General features: G+C 45.5%; 16 protein-coding genes. 6 read left to right on the forward strand and 10 right to left on the reverse strand.

Translation table 11 applies throughout. The annotated features are described in order from the left end of the window. Positions 1-618: 618 nt before the first annotated feature. The 4 genes from R7P36_RS23995 to zntR form a co-directional block, all read right to left on the reverse strand. Positions 619-2754 carry a lysine decarboxylase CadA gene (locus R7P36_RS23995; RefSeq protein ID WP_005451159.1) on the reverse strand — a complete coding sequence of 712 codons (2136 nt, stop codon included), beginning with the start codon at positions 2752-2754 and terminating at the stop codon, positions 619-621. Positions 2755-2871: 117 nt separating this feature from the next. Beyond that, positions 2872-4215, reverse strand: a complete 1344-nt coding sequence (gene cadB, locus R7P36_RS24000; RefSeq protein ID WP_213900118.1) for a cadaverine/lysine antiporter — start codon at positions 4213-4215, stop codon at positions 2872-2874. A 679-nt stretch (positions 4216-4894) separates the two neighbouring features. Next, complete coding sequence (gene cadC, locus R7P36_RS24005) at positions 4895-6457, reverse strand: lysine decarboxylation/transport transcriptional activator CadC (protein WP_005382530.1); 1563 nt, start codon at positions 6455-6457, stop codon at positions 4895-4897. 163 nt (positions 6458-6620) lie between these two features. Continuing rightward, entirely contained in the window at positions 6621-7019 is a 399-nt protein-coding gene (zntR, locus tag R7P36_RS24010) for a Zn(2+)-responsive transcriptional regulator (RefSeq protein WP_005382529.1), read from the reverse strand. Between the two features lie 265 nt (positions 7020-7284). On the opposite strand from zntR, the gene purH reads away from it, so the two are divergent. Both purH and purD read left to right on the forward strand, forming a co-directional pair. Beyond that, positions 7285-8877, forward strand: a complete 1593-nt coding sequence (purH, locus tag R7P36_RS24015) for a bifunctional phosphoribosylaminoimidazolecarboxamide formyltransferase/IMP cyclohydrolase (protein WP_017635551.1) — start codon at positions 7285-7287, stop codon at positions 8875-8877. Positions 8878-9071: 194 nt separating this feature from the next. Further along, positions 9072-10361: a phosphoribosylamine--glycine ligase gene (gene purD, locus R7P36_RS24020; protein ID WP_054730264.1), complete on the forward strand. Its 1290-nt coding sequence runs from the start codon at positions 9072-9074 to the stop codon at positions 10359-10361. Positions 10362-10444: 83 nt separating this feature from the next. Here the strand turns inward: purD and R7P36_RS24025 are convergent, their stop codons facing one another. Together R7P36_RS24025 and hupA are read right to left on the reverse strand one after the other, a co-directional pair. After that, positions 10445-11143 (reverse strand): DUF1481 domain-containing protein, encoded by a 699-nt coding sequence (locus R7P36_RS24025; protein ID WP_025768990.1) that lies wholly within the window; start codon positions 11141-11143, stop codon positions 10445-10447. A 39-nt stretch (positions 11144-11182) separates the two neighbouring features. Beyond that, on the reverse strand, positions 11183-11455 hold the full coding sequence (hupA, locus tag R7P36_RS24030) for a nucleoid-associated protein HU-alpha (protein ID WP_005382524.1): 273 nt from the start codon (positions 11453-11455) through the stop codon (positions 11183-11185). Between the two features lie 253 nt (positions 11456-11708). Here hupA and R7P36_RS24035 point away from each other — a divergent pair, with 253 nt between their 5' ends. Then, positions 11709-12842, forward strand: coding sequence for a hemolysin family protein (locus R7P36_RS24035; protein ID WP_005382522.1), 1134 nt, complete (start codon positions 11709-11711; stop codon positions 12840-12842). A 79-nt stretch (positions 12843-12921) separates the two neighbouring features. Here R7P36_RS24035 and R7P36_RS24040 read toward each other — a convergent pair whose 3' ends face one another. Next, positions 12922-13509: a YjaG family protein gene (locus tag R7P36_RS24040; RefSeq protein ID WP_064354395.1), complete on the reverse strand. Its 588-nt coding sequence runs from the start codon at positions 13507-13509 to the stop codon at positions 12922-12924. Between the two features lie 66 nt (positions 13510-13575). Here R7P36_RS24040 and R7P36_RS24045 point away from each other — a divergent pair, with 66 nt between their 5' ends. Both R7P36_RS24045 and R7P36_RS24050 read left to right on the forward strand, forming a co-directional pair. After that, a complete protein-coding gene (locus R7P36_RS24045) occupies positions 13576-14499 on the forward strand; it encodes a D-2-hydroxyacid dehydrogenase (protein ID WP_005382519.1) in 924 nt (307 codons plus the stop codon). A 2-nt stretch (positions 14500-14501) separates the two neighbouring features. Beyond that, the gene (locus R7P36_RS24050; RefSeq protein WP_005382518.1) at positions 14502-15074 is read left to right on the forward strand and encodes a uracil-DNA glycosylase family protein; all 573 of its coding nucleotides are present in this window, start codon (positions 14502-14504) and stop codon (positions 15072-15074) included. A gap of 241 nt (positions 15075-15315) precedes the next feature. Here the strand turns inward: R7P36_RS24050 and hemE are convergent, their stop codons facing one another. Further along, positions 15316-16383, reverse strand: a complete 1068-nt coding sequence (gene hemE, locus R7P36_RS24055) for a uroporphyrinogen decarboxylase (protein ID WP_005397282.1) — start codon at positions 16381-16383, stop codon at positions 15316-15318. Positions 16384-16630: 247 nt separating this feature from the next. After that, the gene (gene nudC, locus R7P36_RS24060; protein WP_005382516.1) at positions 16631-17428 is read right to left on the reverse strand and encodes an NAD(+) diphosphatase; all 798 of its coding nucleotides are present in this window, start codon (positions 17426-17428) and stop codon (positions 16631-16633) included. A gap of 177 nt (positions 17429-17605) precedes the next feature. Here nudC and R7P36_RS24065 point away from each other — a divergent pair, with 177 nt between their 5' ends. Next, complete coding sequence (locus R7P36_RS24065; RefSeq protein ID WP_005382515.1) at positions 17606-18097, forward strand: Rsd/AlgQ family anti-sigma factor; 492 nt, start codon at positions 17606-17608, stop codon at positions 18095-18097. 173 nt (positions 18098-18270) lie between these two features. On the opposite strand, the gene rpoC is transcribed toward R7P36_RS24065, so the two are convergent. Further along, positions 18271-22473: a DNA-directed RNA polymerase subunit beta' gene (gene rpoC, locus R7P36_RS24070; RefSeq protein ID WP_005382514.1), complete on the reverse strand. Its 4203-nt coding sequence runs from the start codon at positions 22471-22473 to the stop codon at positions 18271-18273. Positions 22474-22577 lie beyond the last annotated feature (104 nt).

A 22577-nucleotide genomic window follows, 5' to 3' on the forward strand; every position in this document is an offset into this window, starting at 1 on the left:
AGCAACTTAGTTGCTCGTCGTTAGGGGTGCGTATCTTACTTCACACCGTGAGAGAGTCAAGCATTTTTTTCAAATTTCTTTTCTCTCAATTCCGACTCGCTGTGTGACTTTCGTCTCACTCCGTGTCGGTGGATGCGCAGTATAGGGAGTTGAGAAATTAGTACAAGCGTTTTTTGCAAAAAAACTTTCAACCGAACAAATAGCAATCACTTTGTGTATATACCAAGCGATCTTGGCTATTTTCTCTCATTTAAAAGGATCTTTCCTCAAGAAAAAGGGCGTTTCTACCTGAATTACGATCTTCAAATTTGATGCAATTGAAGCAAATGATCTTCACTCAACGCGCTTTTTCTCTTCGTCCTGCTGTATAAAAGATAAAAAAAGAGCAGAACGATGACGAACTGCTCTTTGGTCTTTGCTTTTTACTTGGGGTACTTCAGGTGAAGTCTTGGAAATTGCTTCTTCTATATAGAAGAAAAGATCAGAGCATCCTTGCCCTTCTCTTTTACGACAGATTAGCTAGGGGTATATCTAAATGTCGTGGTTGTTCGATGACACATTGAGCTCGTAAGAGTGGAGCATGCTTGCATTCCCAATGGCGTCATCTTCGAGAGGAACTTAGTTCTTCAATACTTTTACGGTGTAGCTACCATCTTTTTGTTGGTACAGACCGTGGATGTCGGTTTCGAAACCAGGGTAATGCGCACCGATCTCACAAAGCATCTCTAGGAAGTCCAGCACTGGGCGAGACTCTTGAGTCACCATTTCACCAGGAAGTACTAGTGGCACACCTGGAGGGTAAGGAAGGATCATGTTCGCACTTACGCGACCAACCATTTCTTCCAGTTTAATTTCTTCTACGTTACCGCGAAGCTCTTCTTGCCATGCTGCGTGTGGTGTTACTTTCATTTCTGGAAGAACATCGAACGCTTTATACATTAGCTCTGGTAGGTTGTATTTCTTAGTTAGGTCGTGAATTGCTTGTGCTAGTTCTTGAACGCGCATGCCTTCATAGAAGCTTGGGTCTTCGTTGTAGAGCGAAGGTAGGAAGCTCTTGATGGTTAGGTTCAAGTCGTAGCCACGTTTAAATTCAGTTAGACCGCGTAGCAATTGCATTGCTTTTGATTTGTCGATACCGATTGAGAATAGGAACAACAAGTTGTATGGACCTGTTTTCTCTACCACGATGCCGCGCTCGTCTAGGAATTTAGCCACCAGCGAAGCAGGAATACCTGATTCTTCTAGTTCGCCTTCTTTATTCATCCCAGGAGTCAGTAGCGTTACTTTGATTGGATCAAGATACATGTGGTTGTCATCCATGTTCTTGAAGCCATGCCATGTGTCGCTAGGATCTAGTTTCCAACATTCTGTGGTATCGATGTTTTCTGGTTGCCATACATCGAAGAACCAGCTGTCGCTTTCTGCTTCTAGACGTTTGATCTCTTTACGGAAGCGGATTGCGCGATCGATAGAGTCTTGCATCAACTTTTTACCAGTGTTGCCGCGCATCATTGCCGCTGCAGTTTCAGTAGAAGCAACAATGCCGTACTGAGGTGAAGTTGAAGTGTGCATCATGAATGCTTCATTGAAAGATTCTTTATCAAAGTCACCTTTCACGTGAATCATTGAAGCTTGTGAGAACGCTGCCAACAGTTTGTGTGTTGATTGTGTTTCGTAGAACACTTTGCCTGGCATCGCTTCACCACTCATACCACATTTACCTTCGTAAATTGGGTTGAAGTTAGTGTAAGGCACCCAAGCACTGTCGAAGTGGATGTGTTTACAATCTAGCGACTCTTTGATGAATTGTGTGTTGTACAACAAGCCATCGTAAGTTGAGTTAGTCACTACTGCGTAAGTTGGTGCTGTTGCACCTGGTGTTTTCGCCACTTTCTCTGCAATGACATCGCGGCTGAATTCGCTTTGTGGAATGCCACCAAGGATGCCATATGCGTTACGAGTTGGGCGGAAGTAGATTGGTGTCACGTCGCTCATCATCATTAGGTGAGTCAGAGATTTGTGACAGTTACGGTCAATCAGTACTGTGCTGCCAGCAGGTGCTGAGTACATACCAACGATTTTGTTCGATGTAGACGTACCGTTAGTTACGATGTACGAGCTGTCGGCATTGAATGTACGTGCGATGTATTCTTCTGCATCTTTATGTGGACCTGAGTGGTCGAGCAGAGAACCTAGCTCAGGCATTGAGATTGATACGTCCGCTTTGAATGTGTTTGGACCGTAAAAATCGTAGAAGATGCTACCAGCAGGGCTTTTCTGGAATGCAGTACCGCCCATGTGACCTGGAGTACAGAAGGTGTATTTACCTTCTTCTACGTATTTGAATAGCGCTTTAGTGAATGGAGGCATGATGGCATCTTTGTATGCCTCAGTCGCTTGGTTGATTTTGATAGCGATGTCGTCAGCCATACCTAAAGCGTACTCGAAGAAGCTCACGTTTAGACGTAGGTCTGTTAGTGAAATGTCTAGAGTAGACTGTTCGTTAGCAAATGCGTGAACAGGCAGTTTTTCGTTGATTTGGCTGATACGTTCACATAGCTCTAGTGAGTATTTATCCCAGTCGAACAGCACACCGCAAATGCGAGGGTTCATCTCAATCATTTTGATCAAGTCTTTATCATCTACTGGGTAAACCACTTCGTAGCCCGCTTTCTCAAGAGCAGCGTGAAGTTGACGAACTGGCTCTTCTTTAAAGAACACACCCATGTGGTTCAAGATAGCGAATATATTCATTTGGACATCTCCAAGGCGAATGAGGGCGCTCTTTGCCATTTACAGGCAATGAGTAAAGTGAGCGCCGCGTGAATTTGGGTTTTATGGGCTGGCACCTTAGTGCCAGCATTTTGGGGATTAGTTGCTTGCTTGGGCAGGCATGTCGTCAGCGTGCATTTTCACGTACTGAGCAAGACCTGCTTTTTTGCTGTAGAACATCAAGATAACTAGAGACACGATGAAGGTTGCTGTTAGCGTACCGCCCTCTGCACCTGCTAGTGCGATGAAGCAGAACAGACAAGCCACACCAGAGAACAGCATTACGAAGCCGTTGCGTGTTGTCATACCTTCGAAGCGAATCAAGTTAATGCTTGAGTAGAAGTAAGGCAGCATAGTTAGTAGAACTGCGTCAGTTGTTAGCTGGTTGAATAGGTCTGATGCGTGTGCTGTTTTAGAGCTGAAGAACATCAGTACAACCATCAGTGCAGTCATCTTGATTGACGCAAGGATTAGACCTTTCTTAGGCACACCGTTTTTGTCAGTTTCGCCGTAGATTTTAGGGAAGTTGCCATCGCTCGCGGCACGTTTACCAGCCTCGCCCACCAGCATCATCCAAGAACCTAGCGAAGTGAAACATGCTAGTGCTGTGAATGCTGATACGAATGGTGCAGTCCAGCTACCGAATAGCTCAGTGGTTGCCAATGCAAATGGCGCACCTGATGCTGCAACTTCTGACGCAGGGAACATGCCGCTGATCATTTGAGTTGATAGGATGTAAATCACACCTGCGATACCAGTACCCAACATAGTTGCTAGTGGTACGGTACGTTTAGGGTTTTCTACCATACCAGTCGATACCGCTGCTGATTCCACACCTACGAATGACCATAGACAGATAAGAACCGCAGTTACTACTGCGTGGCTGTCAGTGCCTGCTGATACGTTCCAGTTTTGGCTGTAAAGCGCAGTGTCGAAGTGTGTCCAACCAAATGCAGCTGTACCAACAACAGGGATAAGGATAAGAACTAGACCAAGCGTACATAGACGGCTTACCCAGCTACCACCAAGTAGGTTGACGAAAGTGAAGATCCATACCGATGCAATCGTCGCAATACCTGCTGGGATTGGGTGATTAAGCACAGGGAAGAATACTGAAAGGTAAGAAACACCTGTAATGGCAATAGCCAGGTTACCAATCCAGTTCGCGTGGTAATAAAGAACGCCCGTTTGGAAACCAAATACCGGAGACACTTCGCCAGCATAAGCGATAGGACCACCTTCTTGTGGGTTTTTGGTTGCCAGACGAGCGTAAACAAACGCCAGACTCAGTGCACCGACCAAACAGATCAGCCAACTGAAGATTGAAACAGAGCCTACAGAGGCAAGACTAGAAGGTAATAGTGCAATACCACTACCCATCATGTTACCGGCTACGACACCCGTACAGGCAATAAGGCCGATTTTTTTCGCATTCGATGACATAACATCTCCAAATCTATTCTACTCGAGTCAACATGACTCAAACTGAATGGTTATTAGCGAGATGCTATGAGGAAAAACCTGCTCGACCTCGCTAAATTTCGAAGTGAAGACTACGCCCAAAAACTGGGAAAAAAATAAACTTGGGGTTATCAATAAAATGATTAGTTAATCAACATCAAGTTGAGGTAAACATGATAAACACAAAAATATAAAACCATATTATTCATTTAGTTATAAGAAAAACATCAAACCTTCTACCGATAGATAAACTCTCATCAACTCGTTGGTCATCGCGATAAAAGTTATCAACCTCTATCAACTTCCCCATCCCGAAGGGTTAATTCCCTGAAGTGTTGATTCCATAAATCTCTCCCTGATCGCGCTTTTTGACCCACATCAATATTCATCTCGCCTGCAAGAAAGCATCAAAATCATTCTCGCCACATAACTCAGCCAGACACTTCATACAATCAATAGAGATAGAGATAGAGATAGAGATAGAGATAGAGATAGAGATAGAGAAGCAAAGCGGGTATGTATTTCCGTTGCAAGCTTGCGCTGTTAGCTCCTTCGTAAGTCATTGCCCCACCGCCTCACCCTTTTCACTTTTCGACAGCGACAAAAAAGCCCCTCACCGAAATGAGGGGCTAGCATTAGACTGACGTTGAGTCCGAGAGAATTAAAGCATTCGAACGACAGAAGGGTGAACGGCGCGATACATGGCGTAATCAATCGCCTTCATGTTACTTGGGAAGACCAAGTTTTCGCACAGCAGGTACGTCTCAACCGACGTATCAATATAGAAAGCTTCACTGTAAGACTCACTGGCTAAATCCAGATCACCATCCAATTCGGCGTGCTTACCGCGAATCACATAGGAAAGCACTGAATCACGTAACCTCAATGCCTGTCCGAGATGCCGCTTGGCTAACGCCATGTCACCAATGATGGTTTCGTGCAGTGCTAAAGCTTCATAAATTCGCGGTTGAATTGGCCCCACCATCATTTTCACATTAGTCTCTAGTGCTTCACTGAGCTGCTGCATTCGCCCTTTCTTCAACTCCTGTGAGAAATCAAGTGCCTTTTGTACATGGTAAGCAATCAACAACTCAGCTTGAACGTAAGCATTATCCGGCTCGATTTCTAAAATATTTTCCATCAAGTCGATACCTTGGCGGAATTGTTTAGTATCAGAGACATTAAGGTAATGGTTAGCCTGAACAAACAACTCCAACGCGTCGGGATTCATTGGCATTCCCGCCACCAGCATCGTAGATTTCAATTTGGCATCCGACACTTTCAGCACTTGCATCAAATCCAACGACGCTTGTTGAAGCACTGTCTTTAAATGACTACTGGTTAACGCGTATTGACGACTAAACAACACTTTTTCAGATGAGTTATTGCGATATTCCACCTCTAAAAAGCTGCCACCGTCGTTCTCACGAACTCTCACCACGACCGATTTACCAGGCACAATGCCAGAAGTAAACGACGCCTTCTTTAGCATAACTCGGTAATCACTGACTTGAGCAATGTCGGACATCAACTTTTGGGCGAATCCGTCTGCCAAATCGTAGCTTAATCCTTCATTCGTAAAATTATCTTGAAACTTGAACTCAATCAGATGGGTATCGATGGCTTGGGTAATACGCACTTCCGATTGCTTGTAGGTAAACACGCCCATCACTACGACCAACATACTGATCCAGATGAAGTTCATAATTCCCAATCGCCAAGGACTGATTTTGTTTTTGCTCTGAGGTGCTTTTTTCTCTTTTGACATCTCGCAGACCGCGCGAGTTAGAGGACCGGCAGGAAAGGTAACGGCTGGTGCTATAGGTAGACAATCCTCTTCCGATTCTTCAACCGAAGGTGGGATCTCTTCATTTTGCCGACTTGTGACAAACTCTTCATGCGTCATAGTAACCACGTTCGCTACCAGCTTATAGCCACGCTTGGGCACCGTGATAACGTAGTTGGTATTTTCCTCTCGACCGTCACGTAGTAGCTTACGCAACTCAAAGATGGATTGAGTCACCACTTGATCGGTCACAATCGCTCCAGCCCAAACGTACTGAATCAATTCCTCGCGGTTGAACACCTCATTCGCATGCTCCGCTAAGAAGTGCAAAAGATTAATTAAGCGTGGCTCAACAGTAACTTCCCTATCTTGTCGATACAGCTTATTTTCATCAACGCTCAAAACCCAGTCATTGATTTGAAAATAGACTCCAACCATGTATGAAAACTCTCGTATCTACAGACAGCGTTACGCTAGGAATCAGACAATGGTCGATTCCTACAAGTAACTAAAGGCAAGATTATAGGTGGGAAAGCAGCGTGTACCTAGAAAAGCAAGTCGCCAAAAATGCAAACTTAAGTTAAGTGATGCAAGAATGAGACTACTCAAGTGCTGCGAGGATAGAGCAATGTGTGGCGTCATCGTCTGTATGACCACAACAAGCATCATTAATCTTCTTTAACGCTCGGCGAATTTTCGTCAGCTCGTTAATTTTCCCATCAATCAGCTCTAACTTAGCAGAAGTAATGGCTTTTACCTCTGCACAGCTGTGTTCTGTCGCTTCTAACTTAATTTCTAACAGGTCTTTAATTTCATCCAGACTCAAGCCAAGATCTTTACCTTTGAGGATAAAGTGCACCTGCTTTTGATTCTCTTCATCATACAAGCGGTAGCCTGATTCGCTTCGCCCTGCGGGTTTTATTAGCGCGTTTTTCTCGTAGAAACGCAATGTATCGGCAGTCACACCACAACGTTTTGCCAGTTCACCTATCTGAAACATAACTTTCCCTATTAACTATCTCGTTACTTTTAAAGCTAAAGAACGACTTTTTTGCAATTATTTTTGAGATGCCAAACGATTGCGCGAGCTTTTTTGTAATAAATTGGTTAGAATACGCGCCATCAAATGTGGAGACTGTTTTCTAACCAGAAAACACCCTGCAAAGGTCTTTACCAAAACTGGCCAATATTTTACCCCAAGAGGTAAAAACAAGTTCATTTTTGGCAAACATCTTTAACTCCGTGAATTTGAGGAAAATGGAAGCATGAATAACGCTCGTCCTATTCGCCGTGCGCTTATCAGCGTATCAGACAAAACAGGTATTGTTGAGTTTGCGCAAGCTCTTGCTGAGCGCGGTGTCGATATCCTATCTACTGGTGGTACAGCTCGCCTACTTGCCGAACAAGGCATCGCCGTAACCGAAGTCTCTGACTACACTGGTTTCCCAGAAATGATGGACGGCCGCGTTAAAACGCTTCACCCAAAAGTTCACGGTGGTGTGCTTGGTCGTCGTGGCCAAGATGATGACGTGATGGAAAAGCACGGCATCAACCCTATCGATATGGTTGTCGTAAACCTATACCCATTCGCAGAAACCGTTGCCAAAGAAGGCTGTACACTAGCCGACGCTGTTGAAAACATCGATATCGGCGGCCCAACAATGGTTCGTTCTGCAGCGAAAAACCACAAAGACGTGACTATCGTTGTTAATGCAGGTGATTACGGCCGCGTAATTACAGAGATGGACGCAAACGACAAATCTCTCACTCTCGAAACTCGTTTCGACCTAGCTATCGCAGCATTCGAGCACACAGCATCTTACGACGGCATGATCGCAAACTACTTCGGCACTATGGTTCCATCTTACGGTGAGAACAAAGACGGTGATGAAGAGAGCAAATTCCCTCGTACGTTCAACCAACAGTTCGAGAAGAAGCAAGACATGCGCTACGGTGAGAACAGCCACCAAGCAGCCGCATTCTACGTTGAAGCAAACCAACAAGAAGCATCCGTTTCTACTGCTCGCCAAATCCAAGGTAAAGCCCTTTCTTACAACAACATCGCAGACACGGACGCAGCGCTTGAATGTGTGAAAGAGTTCAACGAGCCAGCATGTGTAATCGTAAAACACGCAAACCCATGCGGTGTTGCTCTAGGTAAAGACATCCTAGAAGCGTACAACCGTGCTTACCAAACTGACCCAACATCTGCATTCGGCGGCATCATTGCATTCAACCAAGAACTGGATGCTGAAACAGCAACCGCTATTGTTGAGCGTCAATTCGTTGAAGTGATCATCGCACCTTCTGTTTCTGCTGAAGCGATTGAAGTGGTTGCCGCGAAGAAGAACGTACGTCTACTTGAGTGTGGCGAATGGACAACGAAGACAACTGGCTTTGACGTGAAACGCGTGAATGGCGGTCTACTGGTTCAAGACCGCGACCAAGGCATGGTAAGCCTAGACGACCTAAAAGTGGTTTCTAAGCGCCAGCCAACAGAAGAAGAGCTAAAAGATGCACTGTTCTGCTGGAAAGTAGCGAAATACGTGAAATCTAACGCGATCGTTTACTCGAAAAGCGACATGACTATCGGTGTAGGTGCTGGCCAAATGAGCCGCGTTTACTCTGCGAAAATCGCAGGCATCAAAGCTGCAGACGAAGGTCTACAGGTTGAAGGTTGTGTAATGGCATCAGATGCATTCTTCCCATTCCGTGACGGTATCGACGCGGCTGCAGAAGCGGGCATCAAGTGTGTTATCCAACCAGGTGGTTCTATGCGTGATGACGAAGTTATTGCAGCAGCAGACGAACACGGCATGGCGATGATCTTTACCGGTATGCGTCACTTCCGCCACTAATCCTCTCGTCTTCACTGGGACGATAACTGCGTTGACGGCGTTCACTTATCCTAATCACATAGCATACTATGCTCATAGGAATAAGTTCACTTGTCGCCTTGTCCTCGTCCCACTGAATTAGAGAGGCCATACTCAGGTCTTTGCGAAATATCTGAGTTTGAGCAAACGGTATTTATAAGATTAAGGATTTTCATATGCGAGTTTTAATCATTGGTTCAGGCGGTCGTGAACATGCGCTAGGCTGGAAAGCAGCGCAAAACCCAAATGTTGAGACTATCTTCGTTGCACCAGGCAACGCAGGTACAGCACTAGAGCCAAAACTAGAGAACGTAAACATCGATGTAGAAGACATCGCTGGCCTTGTTGCTTTCGCCAAAGAGAAGGCGATTGAACTGACTATCGTTGGCCCAGAAGCACCGCTGGTTATTGGTGTGGTGGATGCGTTCCGCGAAGCGGGCTTACCAATCTTTGGTCCTACCCAAGCCGCAGCGCAGCTTGAAGGCTCTAAAGCGTTTACTAAAGACTTCCTTGCTCGTCACCAAATCCCAACCGGTGCATACGCAAACTTCACAGAAATTGAACCAGCGCTTGCTTACGTGCGTGAGCAAGGTGCACCGATCGTGGTGAAAGCCGACGGCCTTGCGGCTGGTAAAGGCGTGATTGTGGCAATGACGCTAGAAGAAGCCGAAGACGCAATCAAAGACATGCTAGCAGGCAACGCATTTGGTGATGCTGGTAGTCGTGTCGTTATCGAAGAATTCCTAGATGGTGAAGAAGCAAGCTTCATCGTGATGGTGGATGGTGAGAACGTTCTGCCAATGGCCACCAGCCAAGACCACAAACGCGTAGGCGACAAAGATACGGGTCCTAACACCGGTGGCATGGGAGCATACTCTCCAGCTCCAGTGGTAACACAGGAAATCCACAACCGCATCATGGAAGAAGTGATTTACCCAACAGTACGCGGCATGGCTGCTGAAGGTAACCCTTACACTGGTTTCCTATACGCGGGTCTGATGATCGACAAAGACGGCACTCCGAAAGTGATCGAGTACAACTGCCGCTTCGGTGATCCAGAGACACAACCTATCATGATGCGCATGGAATCGGATCTTGTTGATCTGTGCCTAGCGGCAATCGACGAGAAGCTAGATCAAGCGGAATCGAAGTGGGATCCACGAGCATCGATTGGTATCGTGCTAGCAGCCGGTGGTTACCCAGCAGCGTACAACAAAGGCGACGTTATTTCGGGTCTGCCACAAGTTGAAATTGAAGGCGAAAAAGTCTTCCATGCTGGTACAGATAACAAAGATGGCGACATCGTGACAAACGGTGGTCGTGTTCTTTGTGCAACCGCACTTGGCAACAGCGTATCAGAAGCGCAGCAGCGTGCTTACGAGCTTGCAAAACAGATCCGTTGGGATGGCATGTTCCATCGCAACGACATCGGCTACCGTGCAATTGCACGTGAGCAAGAAAAATAAAAACAACATAAGTTGGCTAAAAAACAAAAGGCGCACTCAGCGCCTTTTTTATTGTTCTTGTTCGAGAGAGTTCGAAGCAATGTTTATTCAGAGATCAACGTTGGCCGAGAAACACAATCAAAGTCATCGTCATTGAGCATCAACAATTCATCGACCATTGCTTTGTTTCGTGACTGCTTGCCGACAAAAGCCACATAACTGTCTACCGATGAGAGACGCTCGATAATAAATTTTGGCAGCGTCTGATTAAACTCGAGTGTCGAGAACACCTTACCTTTGCAGGTTTCAAACGATTGACCATTCCAATAACCTTGAATAAGGCTCTGATTGTTACGAGACTGCGCCTTAACCGATGCCACTACGTCATTCGCTTCTGCTTTGTAGCGCTCTAATTGGTCATGCTGAAGTGGTAAGACTTTACGGTTAACACGATATTGTTGGTAAACCGCTTCGCCATCTTTATTGAAACGGATGTGGATTTGAAAAGGCACCAACTCTTGTTTGGTATCAACTTGCTCGCCTTTTCGAATCAACTCTCGCAACTCACCTTCATCCCAGCGATAATCACTCTGGAACCAACCATTGTCCCCCATAGTCACATAATCAGCCGCCGTACTCACACGAGTGAGTTTCTCTGTCATCCAGTACAAGCTGCTAGCATCTCCCGCAACTTTACCACCAGAAAAATGCGTGAATTGTTCTAAATTAGGAGTTTCAACCGACGAACAGCCAAAAAGGGTAAGGCTAGATAGGAGAAGTGAAGTGAGTAGATGTTTTTTCATGAAATTGCACCGAGGCAGGATACCTCGGTGCATTCTAACTTAGTTTACTGATTCTTTCAGCGCTTTACCTGCTACGAATGCTGGTACGTTAGCTGCTGCGATTTGAATCTCGTCACCAGTCTTAGGGTTACGACCAGTACGTGCAGCGCGGTGGTTTACTTTGAATGTACCAAAACCAATTAGTTGAACTTGGTCACCCTCTTTAAGTGCGCCAGTTACACCATCAAGAGTCGCTTCAAGAGCAGCTTTTGCTTGTGCTTTTGATAGGTCTGCTTTCTCTGCGATAAAGTCGATTAATTGGGTCTTGTTCATTAGGTTTCCCTTCTCATAGGTTATCGAATTCGTCTCACTCTAAAACATAAATGCCCCATCTGGCAAAGGTTTGTAAGCGATCTTTCGATTTTCTGACGTACTTTTAGCCATAATATGAGTAATAACTCACAATTTGTTACCACATACCCCCTGAAAACCCTTGCTTTCCAAGGTATTTGGACCAATTTATAAGTCACTTTTGCGGTTATAATAGCTGCAAATAACCACTATCAAACTACATTCAAGGGCAACTATGCTGCTGTTATCCATTTATATCTCTATTGCAATCGGCATTTCGTTTATCTGTTCGGTGCTGGAGGCGGTACTGCTGAGTATCAGTCCGAGCTACATTGCGCAGCTCAATCAACAGGGGCATCCCGCAGCTGGGCAATTGGCTAAGCTGAAATCAGATATCGACCGACCACTGGCATCTATTCTGACTTTAAACACCATCGCTCACACTATCGGCGCTGCCACTGCTGGTGCACAAGCTGCGGTTGTATTTGGTAGCGAAGCATTAGGTATCTTTTCGGCAGTGCTGACATTGGCGATCTTAGTGCTTTCAGAAATCGTACCGAAGACGATTGGCGCGACCTACTGGCGTCAGTTGGCACCCACTGCCGCGGTCGCATTGCGTTGGATGGTATGGGCGCTTACACCCTTTGTTTGGTTCTCAGAGCAAATCACCAAGCGTCTTGCTCGTAACCACGAAGCTCCGAAGATGCGTGATGAGCTGTCTGCAATGGCGATTCTGGCACGTGAAAGCGGTGAATTTGCCGAGGGTGAATCAAAAATCTTAAGCAACTTGCTTGGCATCCAAGATGTACCCGTAACGCAGGTTATGACGCCACGACCAGTAGTATTCCGTGTCGATGCCACAATGACCATCAATGAGTTCCTAGAAAAACACAAAGATACGCCTTTCTCACGCCCATTGGTTTACAGCGAACAGAAAGATAACATTATTGGTTTTGTGCATCGCCTTGAGTTGTTCAAACTACAACAATCAGGTTGTGGACAAAAACAGTTGGGAGCAATCATGCGCCCAATTCAAGTGGTGCTAAACAATACTACTTTACCTAAAGTATTCGACCAGATGATGACTCATCGCTTACAGCTGGCACTTGTTGTTGATGAATACGGTACCGTGCTAGGTTTGGTAACGTTGGAAGATATTTTTGAACACCTCGTAGGCGAGGAGATCATCGACGAAGCAGATAAAAGCACTGACATGCAGGAGCTGGCTTACCAACGCTGGGAAAGCTGGAAAGAAATGCACGGCGTAATCGAAAGCCGCGATGACGATGAAGAAGATAATGAGCCGGAGAAGCAGGATAAAGAGCCAGAAGCTCAAGAGCCACCGAAACCCGACTCGAAAGAATCGTAATCAGCATTAGGTATAACAGCTTAAACGCACAAACAAAAAAGGCATCCAGTTAGGATGCCTTTTTCTATTTATTCAACGATTAAAGTGCAATACCGATGTTGCTCACACCTTCTTCACGTATCTCTTCACGCAAATCTTTAATCAAGCTGATGTCACGTTCTATCGCTTCACGCAGCGGACGGAAGATAGCCCACTGGACGTCCCACTCTTCACATACGGCTTCGTTTTCTTTCTGGTTGTCGTTAGTGATTGGCTCTGCGCCTTGTGCTTGCTCTAGATCAGCAACGGTTTGTACCGACTGTTGACTCACTTTAAGCATTGAATCAAAAAGGTAGTCGCGATCCAATAGACCATGCAGTAACGTAGACAAACCCTGACACGCGTCCATCGCTGGGTAAACGCCGTAAAAATCGAACTCATCCGCACTTGGGAACAACTCTTCTAACTTCTCCAATTGACGTTCGAAGTTAATTTTCGCGTTCTTAACTGTCAAAATTTCCCATACACTATCAAGAATCGCTCGGTAAGCACGCGGGTCAGCAAATTCTGTATTCTCACAAAACATCGCATAGTTTGGATACATGCGTTCACACAGACACGCCATAAAGGTAATTTGTTGCCAAGGTTCTAGTTTTTCTAAACGAACCTGAAGAGGATTCTTAAGCATAGTCACTCAATCATTGAAGAAAAAAACAGCGAAAGTGTACTTGATTCATCACAGGGAAAAAAGTTAATGCCGCATTCAAATCAGATTTTCCTGCTCTCAGAGCATCGCGACACCTACAAAACGTTACTGGCAGAGAAAAATCTGCCCGATCTTTGTCTCACCGACCAACCAGAAGCCGCTCAGATCGTACTAGCGGATCCACCCTTACTATCACAAAGCTTAGACGAGTTTTCACAGCTTGAATGGGTGCAATCCACGTTTGCTGGTGTCAACGCCTTAACATCCCCTAGCCTTCGTCAGGACTATACTCTAACTAACGTTCGAGGCATCTTTGGTCCACTGATTGCTGAATATGTTTTGGGTTACAGTATTGCCCATTACCGCCACTTTGCCCGATACCACCAGCAGCAACAAAACAAACAATGGCAGCCTCACCTGTACACGTCATTAAAAAGTAAAACCATGGTAATTCTTGGTACCGGTAGCATTGGGGGCTATCTGGGCAACGCCGCTAAAGCAATGGGGATAAAAACTATCGGTATTAACCGCACAGGTATCCCTACTCCAGGCGGCGAGTTTCATCAGACCTTTCATATCAATGAACTAAGTAAGGCATTTGAGCAAGCCGACATCGTTGTGAATACTCTACCAAGTACACCTGAGACGCGACAGTTACTTAATCGTCAAACGCTCAGCCAACTAAATCAGGCGTTATTGTTTAACGTAGGTCGTGGCGACGTACTGGATGAGGCAGGGTTGCTCTTCGCTCTGAAAAACCGTTGGGTAGAACACGCCTTCTTAGATGTGTTTGAGCAAGAACCGTTGTCGGTAGAGCATCCATTTTGGAAACTACCGCAAGTCACCATCACTCCACACATTGCTGCGCTGAGTTTTCCCGAGCAAGTCATCGAGATTTTTGCTGACAACTATCTACGCTGGCGCGATGGGTTTTCATTAAATTATCAAGTGGATTTCGAAAAGGGTTACTAAGAATGTCGTTAGACGAGCTATTGCAGCAAGTGAGGGCCTGCCAGATCTGCGCGGATAACTTACCTTTGGGTGCAAACCCTGTCGTGCAAGCAGCAAAAGGGGCACGCATCCTAATCATCGGTCAGGCCCCTGGCACACGTGTACACAAAACCTCGATACCTTGGAATGACCCAAGTGGTGATCGATTACGCCAATGGCTCGATATCGACAAAGACGTTTTCTACGACCCAAATAAAATTGCCATTGTCCCAATGGGATTCTGTTATCCAGGCAAAGGGAACTCTGGTGATTTACCGCCTCGTAAAGAATGTGCGCCCACTTGGCATAAAAAGATTCTTGAGCAACTGCCCAATATAGAGCTCACTCTACTAATTGGTCAGTACTCGCAGCAGTACTATCTCACCAACAAACCAAAGACGCTCACGCAAACTGTTCAGCAATGGCAAGATTGGGAACCGGACTTTATCCCGCTCCCTCACCCATCCCCACGCAATACATTGTGGTTAAAGAAGAATCCTTGGTTTGAATCTGACGTCGTGCCATACCTTAAAAAACGCGTTCACTCGATGCTTTAGGTTACCCATGATCTAATTGCTTGTTTATCTGTACAAGAAAATTAGAACATAAAACCAGAAATCATAAGCATTTGTTTATATTAAACTTTAATGTCTAGTGTACAGCTAGAGTAGTAATTAGATCATAGTAGGCCAAATACTACTAGAGCTGTACAGCCTTGAGTCTCAGATAGAAAAGCTGAATTTTAGGCAAAAAAATACCGGCACTGAATGCCGGCATTTGATTTCAAAAAAATCTAACTTACTTGTGGTATGGCTTAGATAACTCGTGTACCGCATCCACAAATACGCCCGCGTTTTCTGGCGGTACATCCAAGTGGATACCGTGACCTAGGTTGAACACATGACCAGTCCCCGTATCACCAAATCCTTCTAGGATATCCGCTACTTCTTCGCGGATGCGCTCTGGTGAAGCGTAAAGCATTGATGGGTCCATATTACCTTGCAGCGCCACTTTATCACCGATACGTGCTTTCGCGTCAGCAATGTTGATTGTCCAGTCTAGACCAACCGCATCACAGCCCGTAGCTGCGATTTGCTCAAGCCACATGCCGCCATTCTTAGTAAACAGTGTGACTGGCACGCGACGACCGTCGTTTTCACGAATCAGACCATCTACAATCTTGTGCATGTATTGCAGTGAGAACAGATTGTAATCACGAGGCGTTAGTACGCCACCCCATGTGTCAAATACCATTACCGATTGCGCACCCGCTTTAATTTGCGCGTTTAAGTACTCGATAACGCTGTCTGCCAGCTTATCTAGAAGTAGGTGCAGAGTTTGTGGTTCCGCGTACATCATCTTCTTGATCTTGGTAAACGCTTTAGAGCTACCACCTTCGATCATGTACGTCGCAAGAGTCCAAGGACTACCAGAAAAACCAATCAGCGGCACTTCACCCTTCAGGTCTTTACGGATCTGGCGTACTGCGTTCATTACGTATTGCAGTTCACCTTCAGGATCTGGCAAACCAATTTTTTCCACGTCGGCTTTGCATGTAATTGGGTTATCAAAAACAGGTCCTTCACCCGCAGCAAAACGCAAACCAAGCCCCATTGCATCTGGAATCGTTAAGATGTCCGAGAATAAGATCGCGGCATCAAGAGGAAAACGGCGTAATGGTTGAAGTGTCACTTCGGATGCTAATTCTGCATTTCGACACAAAGACATGAAATCACCCGCTTCTGCACGAGTCGCTTTGTATTCTGGTAGGTAACGACCTGCCTGGCGCATCATCCATACTGGCGTGTAATCTACCGGCTCTTTTAAAAGCGCACGCAGATAACGATCATTTTTTAATTCAGTCATTCCGTAATTCCAACTGTTAGGCTTTCTGTGAAAGGGGGTATTCTATCACTGATTTAAGTCCAATAGCTGTGTGCTTTGCAACCTGGATCAAGTTATTAACTTTTAAATCAATGCTTAATTTGCACCCAATCGGTATCAGTGTTAAAAATTTGTTCGCTAGCGAAAACTACAATTATAAACTGAGTACTTAGTACTCAGCATCTCATAACGACATCTTACTTACCCCCTCCCTCTCGGAGGGTTTTTTTTATCTATTTATCAGACAATTAGAGTCTATATCTTTCAGCGTTTGTTCGATAAGTGCTCTTGCAATCGTTCCTTTAGGCGCAACAGGCGGCATCTCGTCGATACCAAACCATTGTGCATCAGACAGCTCAGTGTAGTCTGGGCTTAACTCTCCGGATTCATAATCAGCTAAAAACCCCATCATCATACTGGATGGGAAAGCCCAAGGCTGGCTGCCAAAGTAACGAATATTTTTAACGAGAATTCCCGTTTCTTCATGAATTTCTCGAGCCACGCACTCTTCTAATGTCTCACCGACTTCTAGAAAACCCGCAATAACCGTATACATACCATTTCGATGCCTTGGATGTTGGGCTAATAAGATCTGATTTTCTTTACGTACAGCAACGATAATACACGGAAATATTCTAGGATAATGAAGGGTGCGACATTCACCACACTGCATGGCTAACTGGTTATTATTAAGAAAGTTTCTTCCTCCGCACTGTGGACAAAAGCGCAAACTTTGCGTCATGTGCCCATATTGCACAGCTTTACTTAACAACATAAATAATGGCTCAGGAAAATGCAGGCAGTCACGCAGGGATACTAAAGGTAGATCATGCTCTAAATCGGCCAAGTTAAGCCACATGACGGGCGAACCAGAATACTCACCAATGGGTCTTGCACTCGTTACTGGCAGTGATAACTGCTCTGCAGACCCGAAGGGCACAGCACCATCCACCAGCCAAATTTCACTTCCTGCAACAACACACCAGTATGCATTTATCGCGCGGTTAACATCACCTTTTCTTAACATTACACCATCCCTTTGCTTGAAGTTCGTTCATTTTACTGGCAATCTAATTTCATACTAGAGTTTATCGTTAAGTAAATGTGCACTCTAAATTCTAGTAAGGACAAGAGTTTGTAATAACTTTACTAACTTTGCTTTGCAAAGGATACGTTCGCCGATGGGCGATCAGATCATGAGGGCATGGTCATGCTAAGAAAATTCAAACAAACACAAGACCAGTGGGGTGGCTCAAGTGATGTCATTGATCACTGGTTAGAGACACGACAATCCCTGATTGTTGAATATTGTAAGCTTGCAGCGCTGCAACCTTGTTCGAAAACCAATGTTATTGAACTCCCATCTCCTTCCGAACTGCAGGATTTCTGTCAGCACCTCGTTGATTACATCTCCGAAGGCCACTTTAAAATTTATGACATGGTTATGGACCGTTGGAAAGCAACCGGCTTTGTCGTGACTAATGAGATCAATCAAACCTATGGTCAAATTGTTCTAACGACTGAACCATTATTGAACTTTAACGATAAGTACTCAGAAGTGACTGAAGATGATGAATTAAATGATTTCGATTCTGATATGTGTCTCATTGGGGAAATTCTTGAGACTCGCTTTGAAGTCGAGGACTATCTGATACAGCAAATCGCAGAAAGCCTGTCTATGCCACCTGGAGCTTAGTATTTGCAAACATTCAGAAATAGAGTGAGAGAAAAGACTGACGATCATCGTCGGTCTTTTTTGTTTCTAGCTTTATCGAAAATCCCACCGGAAGAACAAAGCAGTATAAAAAACTAAAAAGGCACCCGAAGGTGCCTTTTTCTTAAGCTTTTAACGATTACTCGTTATATGACTTACTCTTCAGAAGAGAAACCAGCGTTTAGAAGTGCCGCTAGGTTATCCGTTGCTTGCTCAGCAGAAGGACCATCTTGCGCTTCAGAACGTTTAGCTTGACGCTCTTGGTGGTATGCGAAACCAGTACCAGCTGGGATCAGACGACCAACAATTACGTTCTCTTTCAGACCACGTAGGTCATCACGCTTACCAGAAACCGCAGCTTCCGTTAGTACGCGAGTTGTCTCCTGGAACGATGCCGCAGAGATGAACGACTCAGTCGCTAGAGATGCTTTAGTAATACCTAGTAGTTCACGTTCGAAACGTGCAGGCTCTTTGCCTTCAGCTTCTAGGTTACGGTTAGCAATCTTAACTTGTGAGTATTCAATCTGCTCACCAGGTAGGAACTCAGAGTCACCAGAGTGAGTAATAGTACACTTACGCAGCATCTGACGAACGATAGTTTCAATGTGCTTATCGTTAATCTTAACGCCTTGTAGACGGTAAACTTCCTGTACTTCGTTAGCAATGTACTGCGTTACCGCGTGTACGCCACGTAGACGTAGGATGTCATGTGGAGACTCTGGACCATCTGCGATCACGTCACCACGTTCAACTTTTTCACCTTCGAATACGTTCAACTGACGATGCTTAGGAATCATCTCTTCGTAAGCTTCACCGCTTTCACGTGTGATCACTAGGCGACGTTTACCTTTCGTCTCTTTACCAAAGCTCACAGTACCTGTGTGCTCAGCAAGGATTGCAGGCTCTTTCGGCTTACGTGCTTCAAATAGGTCAGCAACTCGTGGAAGACCACCGGTGATATCTTTGTTACCGCCAGACTTCTGAGGAATACGTGCTAGTGTTGCACCAACACCTACTGCTGCGCCATCTTCGATGTTCACAATCGCTTTACCAGGTAGGAAGTAGTGAGCTGGCATATCAGTACCAGGGATCATTACATCGTTACCTTGCTCGTCAACAAGTTTGATAGCTGGACGCATATCTTTACCTGCTGAAGGGCGAGCTGCTGGGTCAGTTACTTCGCTTGAAGATAGACCAGTTAGGTCATCCGTTTGACGAGATACTGTTACGCCGTCGATCATATCTACGAACTGGATGCGACCTGCTACCTCAGTAATGATAGGTAGTGTGTGCGCTTCCCAGTTTGCAACTGTTTCGCCAGCTTGAACTGTATCACCATCGCCTTTGCTTAGTAGCGTACCGTAAGGCAGTTTGTGTTTCTCTTTAGTACGACCAAACTCATCAACGATAGTTAACTCTGTCGCACGAGAAGTGATAACGATCTTACCGTCATCAGCCAATACAGATTTAGCGTTGTGTAGCTTGATAGAACCGTTGTTCTTAACTTGAACACTGTTCTCTGCCGCTGCTGTCGATGCCGCACCACCGATGTGGAACGTACGCATCGTTAGCTGTGTACCTGGCTCACCGATAGACTGAGCAGCAATAACACCCACTGCTTCACCTTGGTTCACTAGGTGACCACGTGCTAGGTCACGACCGTAACATTGTGCACAACAACCGAAGTCAGAATCACACGTTACTACAGAGCGCACTTTCATGCTGTCTACTGAGTTCTCTTCCATGATTTGACACCACTTCTCATCGATCAGGGTGTTACGTGGAATAAGAACGTCTTCAGTGCCAGGTTTTAGTACGTCTTCAGCAACAACACGACCAAGAGCAAGCTCAGAAAGTGCAACTTTAACATCACCACCCTCGATGTGAGGCATCATGTCGACACCTTCGTGAGTGCCACAGTCATGTTCAGTTACAACAACGTCTTGAGCAACGTCTACTAGACGACGAGTTAGGTAACCCGAGTTCGCTGTTTTCAGTGCCGTATCCGCAAGACCCTTACGAGCACCGTGCGTTGAGATAAAGTACTGAAGTACGTTTAGACCTTCTTTAAAGTTCGCTGTGATCGGCGTTTCGATGATTGAACCATCTGGACGCGCCATCAGACCACGCATACCCGCAAGCTGACGAATCTGTGCTGCAGAACCACGAGCGCCCGAGTCCGCCATCATATAGATGCTGTTGAATGACTCTTGCTGTTCCTCTTCACCGTCACGGTTAACTACCGTTTCAGATGAAAGGTTTTCCATCATTGCTTTCGCAACACGGTCGTTGGTCGATGCCCAGATATCGATAACTTTGTTGTAGCGTTCGCCCGCAGTAACAAGACCTGATTGGTACTGTTCCTGGATTTCACGTACTTCTTCTTCCGCTTCTGCGATTTCAGTGTACTTAGCTGCAGGTACAACCATATCGTCGATACCAACAGATACACCAGAAAGTGCCGCGTATGCGAAACCTGTGTACATGATTTGGTCAGCGAAGATTACTGTGTCTTTCAGACCTAGTTTACGGTACGCCTCGTTAAGTAGGTTAGAGATTTGCTTCTTACCTAGCTTTTGGTTAACGATGCTGTACGGTAGACCAGCTGGCACGATTTGCCATAGCATTGCACGACCAACAGTGGTGTCTACCATCTTGGTTTCTGTAGTGCTGTTGCCATCTTCGTCTACAACAGTTTCTGTAATACGTACTTTAACGCGTGCGTGAAGCTCAGCTTGTTTAGTGCGGTATGCTTTCTCAGCCTCTTCTGGGCCAGAAAGGTACATGCCTTCACCTTTCACGTTGATCTTTTCACGAGTCATGTAGTACAGACCCAATACAACGTCCTGAGAAGGTACGATGATCGGATCACCTGACGCTGGCGACAGAATGTTGTTTGTCGACATCATCAGAGTACGAGCTTCAAGCTGTGCCTCTAGAGTTAGAGGTACGTGAACCGCCATTTGGTCACCATCGAAGTCCGCGTTGTACGCTGCACAAACAAGTGGGTGTAGCTGAATCGCTTTACCTTCGATCAGTACTGGTTCGAACGCCTGGATACCTAGACGGTGAAGTGTCGGTGCACGGTTCAATAGTACTGGGTGTTCACGGATTACTTCGTCTAGGATATCCCAAACGACCGCTTCTTCACGCTCTACCATTTTCTTAGCAGCTTTGATTGTAGTCGCAAGACCACGAGTCTCTAGCTTGCTGTAGATAAATGGTTTGAATAGCTCAAGTGCCATCTTCTTAGGAAGACCACACTGGTGTAGACGAAGGTATGGACCTACTGTGATTACAGAACGGCCAGAGTAGTCTACACGTTTACCTAGAAGGTTCTGACGGAAACGACCTTGTTTACCCTTGATCATATCAGCAAGAGATTTCAGAGGACGCTTGTTAGAACCTGTGATCGCACGACCACGACGACCGTTATCTAGTAGCGCATCAACAGACTCTTGCAGCATACGTTTTTCGTTACGTACGATGATGTCCGGAGCAGCTAGCTCTAGAAGACGCTTCAAACGGTTGTTACGGTTGATCACACGACGGTATAGATCGTTAAGATCAGAAGTCGCAAAGCGACCGCCATCTAGAGGTACTAGAGGACGTAGATCTGGCGGAAGTACTGGAAGTACAGTTAGGATCATCCACTCAGGGTTGTTACCCGATGCGATGAACGCTTCTACCAGCTTAAGACGCTTAGTTACTTTCTTACGCTTAGTTTCAGAGTTTGTTGTCTCTAACTCTTCACGCATTTGTTCTGCTTCAGCGTGCATATCCATAGAACCTAGTAGGTCCTTGATAGCTTCCGCACCCATCTTAGCAGTGAACTCGTCGCCCCACTCTTCTAGACGATCTAGATACTCTTCTTCAGTAAGCATCTGACCTTTTTCTAGATCAGTCATACCAGGCTCTGTTACTACGTACATTTCGAAGTACAGAACGCGTTCGATATCACGTAGAGGGATATCCATTAGTAGACCGATACGAGACGGTAGCGATTTTAGGAACCAGATGTGAGCTACTGGTGAAGCCAGTTCAATGTGGCCCATACGGTCACGACGAACTTTAGTTTGTGTAACTTCTACACCACACTTCTCACAGATAACACCACGGTGCTTCAGGCGCTTGTACTTACCACAAAGACATTCGTAGTCTTTAACTGGACCAAAGATACGCGCACAGAACAGACCATCGCGTTCAGGTTTGAACGTACGATAGTTGATCGTTTCAGGTTTTTTAACTTCACCGAAAGACCATGAACGGATCATGTCTGGTGAAGATAGACCGATTTTGATTGCATCAAATTCTTCGGTCTTATGCTGTGCTTTTAGAAAGTTTAATAAGTCTTTCACAATCAGCTCCTGTAAGGAGTTAAAAGGAGCTCACTTGCTAAAGTGAGCACCTTCTTCCAAATAATCGCTTTGATTCTCTCGACTTTCATCAAGAGAGAAAAGGA

Source organism: Vibrio sp. 397 (assembly GCF_033339395.1).
Taxonomy (GTDB): domain Bacteria; phylum Pseudomonadota; class Gammaproteobacteria; order Enterobacterales; family Vibrionaceae; genus Vibrio; species Vibrio alginolyticus.

Bases quoted from the DNA above. Each gene is read 5' to 3' on its own strand.
- purD (WP_054730264.1), top strand. From the start codon at position 9,072: ATGCGAGTTTTAATCATTGGTTCAGGCGGTCGTGAACATGCGCTAGGC.
- hupA (WP_005382524.1), bottom strand. From the start codon at position 11,455: ATGAACAAGACCCAATTAATCGACTTTATCGCAGAGAAAGCAGACCTA.
- R7P36_RS24065 (WP_005382515.1), top strand. From the start codon at position 17,606: ATGGTCATGCTAAGAAAATTCAAACAAACACAAGACCAGTGGGGTGGC.
- nudC (WP_005382516.1), bottom strand. From the start codon at position 17,428: ATGTTAAGAAAAGGTGATGTTAACCGCGCGATAAATGCATACTGGTGT.
- purH (WP_017635551.1), top strand. From the start codon at position 7,285: ATGAATAACGCTCGTCCTATTCGCCGTGCGCTTATCAGCGTATCAGAC.
- R7P36_RS24025 (WP_025768990.1), bottom strand. From the start codon at position 11,143: ATGAAAAAACATCTACTCACTTCACTTCTCCTATCTAGCCTTACCCTT.
- cadC (WP_005382530.1), bottom strand. From the start codon at position 6,457: ATGGTTGGAGTCTATTTTCAAATCAATGACTGGGTTTTGAGCGTTGAT.
- cadB (WP_213900118.1), bottom strand. From the start codon at position 4,215: ATGTCATCGAATGCGAAAAAAATCGGCCTTATTGCCTGTACGGGTGTC.
- R7P36_RS24050 (WP_005382518.1), top strand. From the start codon at position 14,502: ATGTCGTTAGACGAGCTATTGCAGCAAGTGAGGGCCTGCCAGATCTGC.
- zntR (WP_005382529.1), bottom strand. From the start codon at position 7,019: ATGTTTCAGATAGGTGAACTGGCAAAACGTTGTGGTGTGACTGCCGAT.
- R7P36_RS24040 (WP_064354395.1), bottom strand. From the start codon at position 13,509: ATGCTTAAGAATCCTCTTCAGGTTCGTTTAGAAAAACTAGAACCTTGG.
- R7P36_RS24045 (WP_005382519.1), top strand. From the start codon at position 13,576: ATGCCGCATTCAAATCAGATTTTCCTGCTCTCAGAGCATCGCGACACC.
- hemE (WP_005397282.1), bottom strand. From the start codon at position 16,383: ATGACTGAATTAAAAAATGATCGTTATCTGCGTGCGCTTTTAAAAGAG.
- R7P36_RS24035 (WP_005382522.1), top strand. From the start codon at position 11,709: ATGCTGCTGTTATCCATTTATATCTCTATTGCAATCGGCATTTCGTTT.
- R7P36_RS23995 (WP_005451159.1), bottom strand. From the start codon at position 2,754: ATGAATATATTCGCTATCTTGAACCACATGGGTGTGTTCTTTAAAGAA.